Source organism: Pseudomonas sp. W15Feb9B, assembly GCF_000828175.1.
Taxonomy (GTDB): Bacteria; Pseudomonadota; Gammaproteobacteria; order Pseudomonadales; family Pseudomonadaceae; genus Aquipseudomonas; species Aquipseudomonas parakoreensis.
Window position 1 is genome coordinate 148762 of record NZ_JTKF01000007.1, and the last position, 13741, is coordinate 162502.

The window sequence follows — 13741 nt, forward strand, 5'->3', positions numbered from 1 at the left end:
GTGGTCTTACCGGTATGTCCAGTGCAGGCGCAGTCTACGCGCGAGATTTCTTGAAATACAAGAGGGAGGTCGGAAATTGGCATGACCGGTCTGACCAGTGGTGCTTTGCTCGGTGTTGCTGTGGAGCCGGTGCGCAACGAAAAAGCCCGGCGATGTTCGGCCGGGCTGGTTTGTGCTGACGCTGGCGGATTTCAATCTGCTCAGTAAGGCACGTTGCGCTTCAGGATATTGAGCTTGAAGTCGAGAACACCGGCGCTGCGGTTCGCGTTGGTGCGTACGAACGTGCCGACTCTGGGGTCATGCTTGTTGCGACTTTGCCCGGCGCACAACAGCGCGCCGCTTCGGGTCTGGATTCTGACGGTGGGCGTATCCGTTTCGATCTGATCCAGCGTGATGATATTGCCCTTGGCATTGAGCAAGTTGAACGTGGTCTGGTCTCCATCTTCGGTTGCATAAGAGTTCAAGAAATCTTTTTCTTCACGGCTGATGGTTCTGTAGTAGTACTCGCCTGGCGTGAAGATATAGATAGTGTAGTAGTCGTCAAGGCAGCGGAAGTAAAGAGTCAGTGCGTCCGGTGCAACATCCGGCTTGAGAAAGAGATAGTTTGAAACATCCAGGTGGTGGGAGAACGTAAAAGCTTCATAATCAGGACGCGGAGTCGTGACCTTTCTGCCATACGTCAACTTGGGGAAGTGCGGGTAGCCATAGCGAGTGCTCAATGTTGCAATAAAGGATTTTTCCTGATTGGTGCTCATGGTATTTCTCGATTATTTGAGTGCTGATAAATAAACAGCGGACTGTTCAATGGCGTAAATATTGAATATTTGAACGTTGATGTCAGATTTCGTCGGGATCACTGAGAAACGATGCATTGCGCTCGATGATGTTCAATGTGAATGGCAGGCCTGTGTTATCCGTCTCGGCCAGGTAGGTGTAGGGCGCGCCTCGTCGACGCAGCGCTGTTATCTGGCCTGCGTTGCGTGCCTTGAGCCGCACTCGCTGACGATCACCGCCCATATCCTGCAAGGTGATGATCCGGTTATCGTGGCTCAGCAAGTTGAAAGAGGTGGTATCGCTGCCCGCCGGCAGAAAAGCCCCTAATACCCCGGCGCGACCCTTGCTCAAGCAATAGCCGGTGTGCGTGGCGTGGTCGCGTATGTAAAGGTGGTAATAGTCATCAGTGCAGCGAAAATAAATGTTCATGGGTTGAACATTCTTTACTTCCCTTTGGGGGCGGCAACCCAATAGATGGGCATCATCGATCGTTTTGGGGGCGCCTGTATAAAAACCGCCGGAAAATGAATTGTCATAACGCAAGACTGGGTTTTCATAAAGCGCGCCCAGGACGTTCAGATGGTGCTGATCCAGTGTTAGTGTTGCGATAAATGACTTTTGCCTGTTTGTTGTCATGAACTCTTCCTTGAGTTTTTGATGGGTGTTTCTTTGTTTTGTGTGGATTTTTAGTTGCTGTTGCGTATTCTGTTTTTAACACTAACAGCTAAGTTTTGTTGGTGTCCTGTTTTTCTTTGAAGTTGTTGTTTCAAGTTTTAAGTGAGGCGGCAGCGACTTTCACGCAGACGAAAAAAAACCGGCCAATCACTTGGCCGGTTTTTCATGCTGCTGATTTAACGTCGCATCAAGCGCCGTATACCGGCAGTTTCTTGCAGATGGCTTTGACTTTCTCACGAACGGCGTCGATCACCGCTTCGTTGTTCAGGTCAGCCAGGATGTCGCAGATCCAGCCGGCCAGCTCTTTGCACTCTGCCTCTTTGAAGCCACGAGTGGTCACAGCCGGAGTACCGAAGCGCAGGCCGGAAGTGACGAACGGCGAGCGTGGATCGTTAGGCACGGAGTTCTTGTTCACGGTGATGAACGCTTTGCCCAGCGCGGCGTCGGCGTCTTTACCGGAGATGTCCTGCTTGATCAGCGACAGCAGGAACAGGTGGTTCTTGGTACCGCCGGAAACCACGTCGAAACCGCGCGCGATGAACACTTCGGCCATGGCCTGGGCGTTCTTCACCACTTGTTCCTGGTAAGCCTTGAACTCAGGCTGCAGCGCTTCCTTGAAGCAGATCGCTTTAGCAGCGATCACGTGCTCCAGCGGGCCACCCTGGGCGCCCGGGAATACTGCAGAGTTCAGCTTCTTCTCGATGTCGGCGTTGGCGCGCGCCAGGATCAGACCGCCACGTGGACCGCGCAGGGTCTTGTGCGTGGTGGTGGTCACGACGTCAGCGAAAGGTACCGGGTTCGGGTAGACGCCAGCGGCGACCAGACCGGCCACGTGAGCCATGTCGACAAACAGGTAGGCACCGACTTTGTCCGCGATGGCACGGAAGCGCGGGAAGTCCAGAATCTGCGAGTAGGCAGAGAAACCGGCCACGATCATTTTCGGCTTGTGCTCAACGGCCAGACGCTCGACTTCGTCGTAGTCGATCAGGCCATTGGCGTCGATGCCGTACTGCACGGCGTTGTACAGCTTGCCGGAGGAGGAAACGCTGGCGCCGTGGGTCAGGTGACCGCCGTGGGCCAGGCTCATGCCCAGAATGGTGTCGCCACCTTGCAGCAGGGCCAGGTAAACAGCGGCGTTGGCTTGCGAACCGGCGTGCGGCTGAACGTTGGCGTAATCGGCGCCGAACAACTCTTTGGCGCGGTCGATGGCCAGTTGTTCAACGACGTCAACGTACTCGCAACCACCGTAGTAGCGCTTGCCCGGATAGCCTTCGGCGTATTTGTTGGTCAGTACCGAGCCTTGAGCTTCCATCACCGCAGGGCTGGTGTAGTTTTCCGAAGCGATCAGCTCAATGTGCTCTTCCTGGCGCTGAGCTTCTTGCTCCATGGCGGCAAAGAGATCGGCGTCGTACTTGGCAATAGTCAAATCACGGCTGAACATGGCGGTCCTCAAGGATCGGGGGCAGAAAAGGGGGGCATTCTAACCCAATGGGTTTTGGATGGCATATGAAACGACATCATGTCGCAGACAAGTGGCGTTCATGACAGATGTGCGGTGCTTTTGCCGGCCTCTTCGCTGGCAAGCCAGCTCCCACATTAACCTGGGTGAACTACACGACTTGTGATCGACATCAACCCTTGTGGGAGCTGGCTTGCCAGCGATGGGGTCAGCAGCCTTTACACAGAACCTCAGTCGAACATGAACAGCGCATCATTGCTGAACTGCGCTTCAAACCGGCTTGCCGGCATCGGTCGGCCGAACAGATAGCCCTGCACTTCATCGCAGCCATGCTCGCGCAGGAAGTCCAGTTGCTCATGGGTTTCCACGCCTTCGGCGATTACCGCCAGATTGAGGCTGTGGGCCATGGCGATGATCGCCCGAGCGATCTGCGCGTCCTGCTCGCCGGACGGCAGGCCGTCGACAAAGGTGCGGTCGATCTTCAGCACGTCGATCGGGAACTGCTTGAGGTAGTTCAGTGATGAATAACCGGTGCCGAAATCGTCGACCGCGATACTCAGACCAAGGTTTTTCAGCCCGGCGAGAATCTGCATCGCCTCGCTGACTTCGCGCATCAGGATACTTTCGGTCAGCTCCAGCTCCAGGCACGCCGGTGGCAGCCCGGTTTCGCGCAGGATCGTGGCGATGCGCGTACCGAGCTGGCCATCGGAGAACTGCCGCGCCGAGATGTTCACCGAGACTTTCGGCACGCGCACGCGGTTCTGGTGCCAGGTCTTGAGCTGACGGCAGGCTTCGCTGATGACCCAGTCGCCCACGTCGACCACCAGACCGAGTTCTTCCAGCACCGGAATAAAATCTCCCGGCGGCACCAGCCCGCGACGCGGATGACGCCAGCGCAGCAGCGCTTCGGCGCCGGTCAGGCGTTTGCCGTCGCCGCTGAATTGCGGCTGGTAATACAGGACGAATTCGTTCTGTTCCAGCGCATGGCGCAGGTCGCTTTCCAGTTCAAGACGCTCCAGCGCACTGGCGTTCATGTCGGCCTGATAGAACTGGAAGTTGTTCTTGCCACGCTCTTTGGCGTGGTACATCGCGGTATCGGCGTTCTTCATCAACTGGCTGAGTTCGTTGCCGTCCTGCGGACTCAAAGCAATGCCGATACTGGCGGTGACGAAGAACTCGCGGCCTTCCAGCACGAACGGTTTCACCAGGCTGGCGAGGATCTGCTCGGCCACATGAATCGCCCGGTTCAGCGCCATTTCGCGGCTGGAGCGGTGTTGCAGGAGCAGGGTGAACTCGTCGCCGCCCATGCGCGCCACGGTGTCGTCTTCGTCGACGCAGGCCAGCAGGCGCGTGGCCATGTCTTTCAACATGCGGTCGCCGGCGGCGTGGCCGAGGGAGTCGTTGATCGGCTTGAAGCGGTCGAGGTCGAGGAACATCAGCACCACCCACGACTTCTGCCGCTCGGCCGATTGCAGCGCGGTGTGCAGGCGATCCTGGAACAGCGTGCGGTTCGGCAGGTGGGTCAGGGCGTCGTAGTAGGCGAGGCGATGAATGCGTTGTTCGCTGGCCTTGCGCTCGCTGATGTCACTGAAGAAGCACACGTAACTGGCCAGATCACCTTCATCGTCGAGTACCGCCGTGATGCCGACCCATGCCGGGTAATGCTCGCCGTTACGGCGCTTGAGCCAGACTTCGCCTTCCCAGGTGCTGTGCTGATGCAGTTGCTTGAGCACGTAACGCAGGTGCGCATCCTGTTGTTCGTCGACGGTGAGCATGTTCGGCAGCTGGTCGAGCACTTCCGAGACTGCATAACCGCTGACCCGGCTGAAGGCTTCGTTGGCCTGCACGATGTAACCGGCGGGGTCGGTGATCAGGATCGCCGAAGTCGAGTGCTCGAATACCGTGGCCGCCATACGCAAGTCTTTTTCGGCGCGGCGTTGCTGACTGATATCGCGACCGACGCCGAGCACGCCTTCGAAGGCGCCGTGTTCATCCCACACCAACACCAGGCGCAGCTCGATCGGGATCTTGCGACCGTCGGCGCGCAGGCAGTCGAACAGGAACATCTGCGTTTGCACTTGGCTTCGCAGCTGTGCGAGTTGCTCAGGCTTGTCGAGCGCTTTGCTGACCCGGTCCATCAGGGAATAGATGCCGCTCAGCTGCTGCGGGTTGGCGATGGTCGATTGCCAGCCGTTCTGGAAAATCCACTCGGCGTCGTAACCCAGCACCGCCTGCACCGACGGGCTGACGTAGTTCAACGACAGCTTGCTGTCGGTGGAGAAAATCACGTCGCTGATGCTTTCGGCGAGCATGCGGTAGCGCTGCTCGCTGTCACGCAGCGATTCACTGGCCTCGATCTGCTCGGTGATGTCCTTGGCCACGCCGATGATCCGCGTGACCTGATCGTGTTTGTCCCGGGCCAGCGCTTGCTCACGAATGTCGAAGCGCCGCCACTTGCCGTCACGATGGCGGAAGCGCAGCTGACATTGTAGCAACTGACTGTAACCGGCGTGCCGCTGCATCTGCCGTGAGCGGTGGTAATAGTCGGCGTCCTCCGGGTGCAGGAGGATTTCCCAGAAGTACTCGCCCATCTGGTGCAGCTCGGAGCGGTTGTAACCGAGGGTCTGGCCGAGGTGATGGTTGCTGAAGATCATCCGCTGGCTGATCACGTCCTGCACATACAGATGATCCGGCACCGTGCGCACCACGTCCGACCAGAAGCCTTCGCGCTCCAGCAGCGACAGTTCGATCAGCTTGCGGCTGGTGATGTCGTTGATGCTCAGAATCACCGCTTTATAGTCGTGCAGCTCTTCAGGCAGGCGCAGAACCATCCACAGGTGCTGATCGCGGCCATTGATATCCGGCAGTCTGATTTCCAGTTCCAGTTGATTCTGTTGCTGCAGAACGGCGTCGAGCACCTGGTTGCCGATGGCGCACTGGCTGTGCGGCTGGCCGTCGATCAGCAGTTGCCAGGCGTGCTCGCAGGAATTGACATTGAGCAGCTGCAGCGCGACCTGATTGACCTCGGTAACGCGCAGTTCTTGCAGCAGTTGCTGGCGCTGGACCGGTTGGTCGAGCCAGGCTTTGAGCTGGTCGCTGGTCTGGATCTGTGCTTTGTCGAACACCTGCTTGAGGCCGGACAGATCGAGCACACACAACGCAACGCCAGTGCCTTCAAAGATGTCCTGATAACGCCGGCGGCCTTCATGCAACTGGCGCTGGCGGCGACGCATGTTCAGCAGCGCGATCACTGGCAGCATCGAGAACGCCAGACCCAGCAGGCATTTGCCGATAAACGCTGGCAACAGTTCTTCGAGCACCCGCTGACGGTCGAACAGCCCGCGCAACTGCCAGTCGCTGCTGCTCAGCGGCACGGTTAAAACAGTGTTGGCCAGGTCGTCGGGGCTCAGCACGCCGGGCCTGGCTGAAGACAGCGCTTCGTCGCGGCTGATGATCTGGTGGTTGAGGCGGTTTTCCACCAGCCACAACGGGCGGATGCCGGTTTCGCCCTGCTGGGTCAGCGAGTCGAAGAAGGTCGGGGTCAGGCGCAACACCCAGTAACCGCGCGTGCTGCCGCTGGCTTGATGCAATAACAGATGCACCACCGAGCCGTCGTCGGCGTTGCTGAAGTAATGCGCCTGGGCGCGGCTGCGGCGCACCAGTTCAGCGAGGTAATCGGCGTCGTGGCTGTCGCTGGCGCTGTCGTTGAGGATTTTCCCGGACGGGCTGAGCAGGGCCAGGCTGCGTACGTCCGGCAGCGATTGCTGGAGCTTGCGCAGCAGCGCCTGCTGTTCGTCGGACGACTGTGGCTGTTCGACGATCGGTAGCAGGTTGAGGGCGATTTGCGCATTCAGCGACATGTTCAGGCTGACCTGTGAGGCGAGGTCGGCGGTGTAGTCGATGGTGTACTGGCGCTGGTTTTTCTGGGTCTCGCGCAATTGGTCGAGCAACTGCCAGAACAGCAATGCCAGCAGCAAAAGTACCAGCGTCGCCAAGGCACCCTTCAATGTTCCGCGCAGGGGCGAGCCGGTCCCCGGGTTGGACGCGCTCACAGAAGCTGGCGGGGTAACGTTGGACAAGCTGAAATCCTGCGGTTTGGCTGGACTGGCGCGACGTGCACTATAAGCCGGACGCCCGAAGGGCGGCTAGCATGCCTTGAGTTGTGGCGAAGTGCCAGCCCCACTCGGCTGGACTGCCTTCCGTCATTCAGGTAGCTTTGCCGGTTACGCGGGAGCGTTCCAGCTCCTAGACTCAGACTTTTTCAGCGCGCACGCATTGATGACCATCAAGTGAACGACGCGCATCGGTCTGGCCGGGCATCGCCTGCGCTCCAATCATTCATCTGTCACTGACCCAAGGTTCTCCATGGCTCAATACGTCTTCACCATGCATCGGCTGGGCAAAGTTGTTCCGCCGAAGCGGGAAATCCTGAAAAACATTTCGCTGTCGTTCTTCCCCGGCGCCAAGATCGGCGTACTCGGCCTCAACGGTTCGGGTAAGTCCACGCTGCTGAAAATCATGGCCGGCGTCGACACCGAGTTCGAGGGCGAAGCCCGTCCGATGCCGGACCTGAACATCGGTTATCTGCCGCAAGAACCACAACTTGATCCGACCAAGACCGTGCGTGAAGTGGTCGAGGAAGCCGTCAGCGTGATCAAGGACGCGCAAGCGCGTCTGGACGAGGTCTACGCCGCTTACGCTGACCCGGATGCCGACTTCGACAAGCTGGCTGCCGAGCAGGCCAAGCTCGAAGCAATCCTGCAGGCCAGCGATGGTCACAACCTGGAGCGTCAACTGGAAGTCGCCGCCGACGCCCTGCGTCTGCCGGCCTGGGACGCCAAGGTCGAACACCTGTCCGGTGGTGAAAAGCGTCGCGTGGCCCTGTGCCGCCTGCTGCTGTCCGCCCCGGACATGCTGCTGCTCGACGAACCGACCAACCACCTGGACGCTGACTCCGTGGCGTGGCTGGAGCACTTCCTGCACGACTTCCCGGGCACCGTGGTCGCGATCACGCACGACCGTTACTTCCTCGACAACGTCGCCGGCTGGATTCTGGAACTCGACCGCGGCGCGGGCATTCCTTACGAGGGCAACTATTCGGGTTGGCTGGAAGCCAAGTCCGATCGTCTGGCCCAGGAATCCAAGCAACAGTCGGCTCACGAAAAAGCCATGAAGGAAGAACTGGAGTGGGTGCGCAAAGGCGCGAAAGCCCGCCAGTCGAAATCCAAGGCACGTCTGCAACGCTTCGAAGAAATGCAGTCGCAGGAGTTCCAGAAGCGTTCGGAAACCAACGAGATCTACATCCCGGCCGGTCCGCGTCTGGGCGACAAGGTCATCGAATTCAAGAACGTCACCAAGGGCTACGGCGATCGCGTCCTGATCGACAACCTGTCGTTCTCCATGCCGAAGGGCGCCATTGTCGGCGTGATCGGCGGTAACGGTGCCGGTAAGTCGACCCTGTTCCGCATGCTGATGGGCAAGGAGACTCCGGATTCCGGCTCCATCGAAATCGGCGAAACCGTGCAACTGGCCTGCGTGGATCAGAGCCGCGAAGACCTCGACGGCAGCAAGACCGTGTTCCAGCAGATCTCCGACGGTTCCGATCAGATCCGCATCGGCAACTACGAGATTCCGTCGCGCACTTACGTCGGTCGCTTTAACTTCAAGGGCGGCGATCAGCAGAAGTTCGTCAAGGACCTGTCCGGTGGTGAGCGCGGTCGTCTGCACCTGGCGCTGACCCTGAAGGAGGGCGGCAACGTTCTGCTGCTCGACGAACCGTCCAACGACCTTGACGTTGAAACCCTGCGTTCCCTGGAAGAAGCCCTGCTGGACTTCCCAGGCGCCGCCATTGTGATCTCTCACGATCGCTGGTTCCTGGACCGCGTCGCGACTCACATCCTGGCGTACGAAGACGACTCGCAAGCGGTGTTCTTCGAAGGTAACTACACCGAGTACGAAGCCGACCGCAAAAAGCGTCTCGGCGAAGCAGCGGCCCAGCCACACCGGGTCCGCCACAAGAAACTGGCCTGATTCGGGTTGGTTGAATGAAAAAGCGGAGCCTTCGGGCTCCGTTTTTTTTTGCCTGGTTTTTTCGGCAATACCGAGTTGCGTTCATCGCTGGCAAGCCAGCTCCCACAGGATTTTTGTTGTACCTGGAATGTGTGAGCGCCACGAAAACTGTGGGAGCTGGCTTGCCAGCGATAGCGGTGTAACTGTTGGTGCATCACTTCAATCTGTTCTCCCCATTCAGGTGCAAAACCAGATCAAAAAACCGCCTGATTTATATCCTGTGCACCATTTAATTTCATAACTGCGACATTTTGCGCTGTTACTGTGCGCAATTCGTTTGTTACAGTCCGGCTCAATCGCTTCCAACGACAATAAATTTGCCGAGACTTTTCCCATGATCGAATCCGTCGAATCCTTCCTCGCCCGACTGAAAAAACGCGACCCGGATCAACCCGAATTCCACCAGGCCGTCGAAGAAGTCCTGCGCAGTCTGTGGCCGTTTCTCGAAGCCAATCCGCATTACCTGACCTCAGGGATTCTGGAGCGTATCTGCGAGCCGGAGCGGGCGATTGTGTTTCGCGTGTCGTGGGTCGACGATCAGGGCAAGGTCCAGGTCAATCGCGGTTTCCGCATCCAGATGAACAGCGCCATCGGCCCGTACAAGGGCGGCTTGCGTTTCCATCCTTCGGTGAACCTGGGCGTGCTGAAGTTTCTCGCCTTCGAACAGACCTTCAAGAACTCCCTGACCTCATTGCCCATGGGCGGCGGCAAGGGCGGTTCGGACTTCGATCCGAAAGGCAAAAGCGACGCCGAAGTGATGCGTTTTTGTCAGGCGTTCATGAGCGAGCTGTACCGCCACATCGGCGCGGACGTCGATGTGCCGGCTGGCGACATCGGTGTCGGGGCGCGGGAGATCGGCTTTCTGTTCGGCCAGTACAAACGCCTGAGCAACCAGTTCACCAGCGTGTTGACCGGCAAAGGCATGACCTACGGCGGCAGCCTGATTCGCCCGGAAGCCACCGGTTTCGGTTGCGTGTACTTCGCCGAAGAAATGCTCAAGCGCCGCGGACAGACCGTCGAAGGCAAACGCGTGGCGATCTCCGGTTCCGGCAATGTCGCCCAGTACGCGGCGCGCAAGGTCATGGACCTGGGCGGCAAGGTGATTTCCCTGTCCGACTCCGAAGGCACGTTGTACTGCGAATCGGGCCTGAGCGAAGAACAGTGGCTGGCGCTGCTGGAACTGAAAAACGTCAAACGCGGACGCATCAGCGAATTGGCCACGGCGTTCGGTCTGGAGTTCCGCGCCGGGCAGTTGCCGTGGTCGCTGCCGTGCGACATCGCGTTGCCGTGCGCCACGCAGAACGAACTCGACGCCAACGCCGCGCGCACACTGCTGCGCAACGGCTGCGTGTGCGTCGCCGAGGGCGCAAACATGCCGACCACGCTGGAGGCTGTGGATATCTTTATCGAGGCCGGCATTCTGTTCGCCCCGGGCAAGGCGTCGAACGCCGGCGGGGTCGCGGTCAGCGGGCTGGAGATGTCGCAGAACGCCATGCGCCTGCTGTGGACCGCTGGCGAGGTGGACAGCAAATTGCATGCGATCATGCAGTCGATCCACCACGCTTGCGTGCATTACGGCGAAGAGAACGGGCGGATCAACTACGTCAAAGGCGCGAACATCGCCGGCTTCGTCAAAGTCGCCGATGCGATGTTGGCCCAAGGCGTGGTTTAAGCCGGTTCGATGCGAATCACCTCAATCAGCTGATCGCCAGCGGGGCGCTGCCACAGCACCTCGTCATTGAGCCGGGCGCCGAGCAGCGCCCGGCCCAGCGGCGAGCCCCAGTTGATCAGGCCCTGACTGGCGTCGGCCTGATCTTCGCCGACCAGTTGCACCCGACTTTCGGTGTCGTGCTCGTCGGCAAAGGTCACCCAACTGCCAATCTGCACTTTTTCGGTAGAGGTCGCGGGGGCCGCGACTTGTGCACTGGCGAGGCGTTGGTTGAAGTAGCGCAAATCCCTTTCGAGATCGGCCAGGCGCTGCTTGTCGGCTTGTTCGCCCTTGGCCGATTGTTCGGCGTGCAGGGCTTGCAGCTCGGCGACTTTGGCCTGCAGCTGTGCCAGCCCCTGCGGTGTGACGTAATTGGGCTGCGCGCTGACCTGCCGTTCGACGGGCTGATCGGCTTGCGCGGCGGCATTGTCTTCGTTGACGAAAGCGCGGCTCATGCTGTCCTCCTCTGCATAGAGTTTGGGCCATGGTCGCCGGCATTTGGTTTCACTGGATGTCTGGAAACGACCTATTGCGAGCGATAGGCCCGTCCGGCGTCCTGATCCTTCTGTTGTTGCCAGGCGCGCTCGCGCTCGTCCCAGTGTTCGTTGCGATACTCTTCGCGATCCTTGTTCTCGAGCATCGCCTGACACTGGCGAAAGCCGTCGGTCCAGCCTTCGGCGTATTGCTTGTCTTTGAGGTAGCGCGGCACGTTCTTGCGAAACTCGCCACTGATCGAGCCGGCGGCTTGCCGGCCACTGACGCAACCGTCATCGAAACCGTCGGCGAAGGCTGGTGGATAACCTTTGGCGATCAAGTCTTCATGGGTGGTCTGGCAACCCCCGAGCAACAGCAAAACACCCAACAGTCCCGCACACCGCCACATTGCACTCTCCTGCGCCGATTCTCGGCTGATAGGGAAAGTCTAGAAGGGGATTCGTTGATGGGGTGTGAAAGGAAGATCAAAAGATCGCAGCCTGCGGCAGCTCCTACAGGAAAAATGCATTCCCACTGTAGGAGCTGCCGCAGGCTGCGATCTTTTAATAGTGATACCACTTCACTTCGAGCATCACTTCGTTTTCCGGCGTCGCCACATGACTGAACTCACGCTGCGCACTCAGGCGCAAACCGAGGTTGCGCGACAATTCCCACTGCTGGTTCAGGCTCAGGCTACGGCGCACTTCACCATTGAAGAAGTAATCGCCCTTGGCTTCCAGGCTGAGATTGCCCAGCGGGTTTTTCCACAACACGCCGGTATTGAAACCGCCGGCCGGGGAGACGAATTCGGCGAAGTCATTGTTGTGTTCGATGCGCACCGTGCCAAGGGCAAAACCGAGCGTGTCTTCGCCCAGTTGCCAGGTGCCGCCACCGCCGCCGTTGACGTGGCTGACCAGGTTTTCGTCATCGTGTTTGCCCGGTACGCGCTCAAGGCCGCCAGTGACTTGCCACGACAGCGGCTGCAGCAACTCATTGCGCGGGGTCAGCGAGCGAATGGTCGCCAGATCCAGTTGCTGGAATTGCCATTGGTTGCCTTCGTACTGGCGCAGCTTCATTTGCAGGATTTCGATCTGTGCGCCGAGGGGGAAGCTTTCGGCGTTGTCGTTGAGGTCGTGATAGGCCATGCGCAAACCGTACTCGCCGAACGCACGGTCGCCCCGGGTGCCGATGCCGGCCTGCCAGGTGCGTGATTCGTGGCCGTCTTCGGGCAGGCCCGGTTGGGGGATCTGCAGCTCCGGCGCCGGGTTTTTGTTGATCGCCCGCAGCAGTTCGAAGCTGCGCTGAGCGCGTTGCGGATCACGTTCCTGACCGTTGGCGCGATAGCGTTCCAGACGATACGCAGCATCGATGATCAGCGCCTGTCGATCCCGGGGCAGGGCTTTGAAGGTCGGGTCTTGCAACACTTGTTGATCGGCGCTGACTTTCAGCACCCATTGCTGTTCGTCACTGCTCAACGGCTGGGCACGGCTGAGCAGTTCACGTTCGCGGGATGGGCGGTATTCGATACTTTCCACCAGTCCGGCTTCCTTCACGGCTTTGACCGTGTCGGTAGGGATGGCAGTCAGCGGGAATTGCTCGGTCAGGCGCAGGCTTGGACGCGCCACCTGCAGCAATTCGAGCAGGCGATAGGAGCAGTTTTCGTCGAAGAAGAAATAGTCGAACTGGATCTGCTTCAGTTCCCACACATGTTCGACCATGCGTGCGGTTTCTGCTTGCGTCAGGTTCAGCCGGTATTCCCACAGGTCGCGGTTTTCCAGGCTGCGGTACTCGGAGAGTTTTTCCTGATACGGCACCAGCGCGAACAGCCCCGGGTAGCCGCCCATCAAGCCTTTCCAGGCGTAGAGGATGCTGTTGTCGGAGCCTTCGATGTAGGCGCCGAAGTTGATGGCGTAGCTGAGCAGCGAAGTCTTGTCGGCCTGCACGTCGGCCTGATCGATGCGCAGCAGGGTGTGGCCGAACATCGACGACGGACTGTTGAGGTACGCCGCCGGGAAGATCATCACCGCGCTGTGCGGCGAGACGTCCTTGAACCATTTCTTGAATTCGGCGCAATCGGGGGCGGGCAGATCGCTCAGGTTGAGCTGCGCTTTCAGCCAGCGGGTGCGGGCCGGATAGACGCACTGCGCGTGCTGCTCGCCGAGACTGGCCGGGGCATACAGCGCTTGCACGGTGGCGGCCAACTCGTGGTCGGGGTGTTCGTTGCCATCAGGCGCGAGAAAGAATTTCCTGTCGCTGACATAGCTGCGCCAGCCGCCGAGCTTGGCGGTTTCGTAATGACCGAGGGAAATCCAGAAGCGGTCGTTGGCCAGTTGCTGCAAACGTTGAGGGTCGATGTGAGGCGCGGCGGACAGCGGGGCGCAGACACAGAGCGCCAGCCAGGCAAGGCGTTTGAGCATAAGTGGCAACTTAAGTCGAAAGAAAAACAAAGACCCCAAGCATTAATGTCGACCAGTCAAACCCGCACCAACCCTGTGGCGAGGGAGCTTGCTCCCGCTGGGGCGCGCAGCGGCCCCGTTTTGAAAACCGGGAGCGCTGCGCACTCCAGCGGGAGCAAGCTCCCT

General features: G+C 59.3%; 10 protein-coding genes. 3 read left to right on the top strand and 7 right to left on the bottom strand.

Annotated features, from left to right (window positions below):
- Window positions 1–81 precede the first annotated feature (81 nt).
- On the top strand, window positions 82–207 hold the full coding sequence (locus OC71_RS28470; protein WP_256198918.1) for a hypothetical protein: 126 nt from the start codon (window positions 82–84) through the stop codon (window positions 205–207).
- Here OC71_RS28470 and OC71_RS05205 read toward each other — a convergent pair.
- The 4 genes from OC71_RS05205 to OC71_RS05220 all read right to left on the bottom strand — a co-directional run bounded on the left by OC71_RS05205 (window position 201) and on the right by OC71_RS05220 (window position 6987).
- Window positions 201–755, bottom strand: coding sequence for a hypothetical protein (locus OC71_RS05205; RefSeq protein WP_041065236.1), 555 nt, complete (start codon window positions 753–755; stop codon window positions 201–203). The two genes, OC71_RS28470 and OC71_RS05205, sit on opposite strands and share 7 nt — an antisense overlap.
- Window positions 756–837: 82 nt before the next feature.
- The gene (locus OC71_RS05210) at window positions 838–1410 is read right to left on the bottom strand and encodes a hypothetical protein (RefSeq protein WP_041065239.1); all 573 of its coding nucleotides are present in this window, start codon (window positions 1408–1410) and stop codon (window positions 838–840) included.
- A gap of 226 nt (window positions 1411–1636) precedes the next feature.
- Window positions 1637–2890 carry a serine hydroxymethyltransferase gene (glyA, locus tag OC71_RS05215; protein WP_041065242.1) on the bottom strand — a complete coding sequence of 418 codons (1254 nt, stop codon included), beginning with the start codon at window positions 2888–2890 and terminating at the stop codon, window positions 1637–1639.
- A gap of 248 nt (window positions 2891–3138) precedes the next feature.
- Window positions 3139–6987 carry a bifunctional diguanylate cyclase/phosphodiesterase gene (locus OC71_RS05220; RefSeq protein WP_041065245.1) on the bottom strand — a complete coding sequence of 1283 codons (3849 nt, stop codon included), beginning with the start codon at window positions 6985–6987 and terminating at the stop codon, window positions 3139–3141.
- Between the two features lie 286 nt (window positions 6988–7273).
- On the opposite strand from OC71_RS05220, the gene ettA reads away from it, so the two are divergent.
- Window positions 7274–8938 (top strand): energy-dependent translational throttle protein EttA, encoded by a 1665-nt coding sequence (gene ettA / locus OC71_RS05225; RefSeq protein WP_041065248.1) that lies wholly within the window; start codon window positions 7274–7276, stop codon window positions 8936–8938.
- Between the two features lie 373 nt (window positions 8939–9311).
- Window positions 9312–10649 carry an NADP-specific glutamate dehydrogenase gene (gene gdhA, locus OC71_RS05230; protein ID WP_041065252.1) on the top strand — a complete coding sequence of 446 codons (1338 nt, stop codon included), beginning with the start codon at window positions 9312–9314 and terminating at the stop codon, window positions 10647–10649.
- On the opposite strand, the gene OC71_RS05235 is transcribed toward gdhA, so the two are convergent.
- The 3 genes from OC71_RS05235 to OC71_RS05245 all read right to left on the bottom strand — a co-directional run bounded on the left by OC71_RS05235 (window position 10646) and on the right by OC71_RS05245 (window position 13576).
- Complete coding sequence (locus tag OC71_RS05235) at window positions 10646–11140, bottom strand: GreA/GreB family elongation factor (RefSeq protein ID WP_041065255.1); 495 nt, start codon at window positions 11138–11140, stop codon at window positions 10646–10648. The genes gdhA and OC71_RS05235 overlap by 4 nt on opposite strands.
- 71 nt (window positions 11141–11211) lie before the next feature.
- On the bottom strand, window positions 11212–11568 hold the full coding sequence (locus OC71_RS05240; RefSeq protein ID WP_007963787.1) for a hypothetical protein: 357 nt from the start codon (window positions 11566–11568) through the stop codon (window positions 11212–11214).
- A 154-nt stretch (window positions 11569–11722) separates the two neighbouring features.
- Window positions 11723–13576 carry a DUF4105 domain-containing protein gene (locus tag OC71_RS05245; RefSeq protein ID WP_041065258.1) on the bottom strand — a complete coding sequence of 618 codons (1854 nt, stop codon included), beginning with the start codon at window positions 13574–13576 and terminating at the stop codon, window positions 11723–11725.
- Window positions 13577–13741 lie beyond the last annotated feature (165 nt).

Bases quoted from the DNA above. Each gene is read 5' to 3' on its own strand.
- OC71_RS28470 (WP_256198918.1), top strand. From the start codon at position 82: ATGACCGGTCTGACCAGTGGTGCTTTGCTCGGTGTTGCTGTGGAGCCG.
- OC71_RS05205 (WP_041065236.1), bottom strand. From the start codon at position 755: ATGAGCACCAATCAGGAAAAATCCTTTATTGCAACATTGAGCACTCGC.
- OC71_RS05210 (WP_041065239.1), bottom strand. From the start codon at position 1,410: ATGACAACAAACAGGCAAAAGTCATTTATCGCAACACTAACACTGGAT.
- glyA (WP_041065242.1), bottom strand. From the start codon at position 2,890: ATGTTCAGCCGTGATTTGACTATTGCCAAGTACGACGCCGATCTCTTT.
- ettA (WP_041065248.1), top strand. From the start codon at position 7,274: ATGGCTCAATACGTCTTCACCATGCATCGGCTGGGCAAAGTTGTTCCG.
- gdhA (WP_041065252.1), top strand. From the start codon at position 9,312: ATGATCGAATCCGTCGAATCCTTCCTCGCCCGACTGAAAAAACGCGAC.
- OC71_RS05235 (WP_041065255.1), bottom strand. From the start codon at position 11,140: ATGAGCCGCGCTTTCGTCAACGAAGACAATGCCGCCGCGCAAGCCGAT.
- OC71_RS05240 (WP_007963787.1), bottom strand. From the start codon at position 11,568: ATGTGGCGGTGTGCGGGACTGTTGGGTGTTTTGCTGTTGCTCGGGGGT.
- OC71_RS05245 (WP_041065258.1), bottom strand. From the start codon at position 13,576: ATGCTCAAACGCCTTGCCTGGCTGGCGCTCTGTGTCTGCGCCCCGCTG.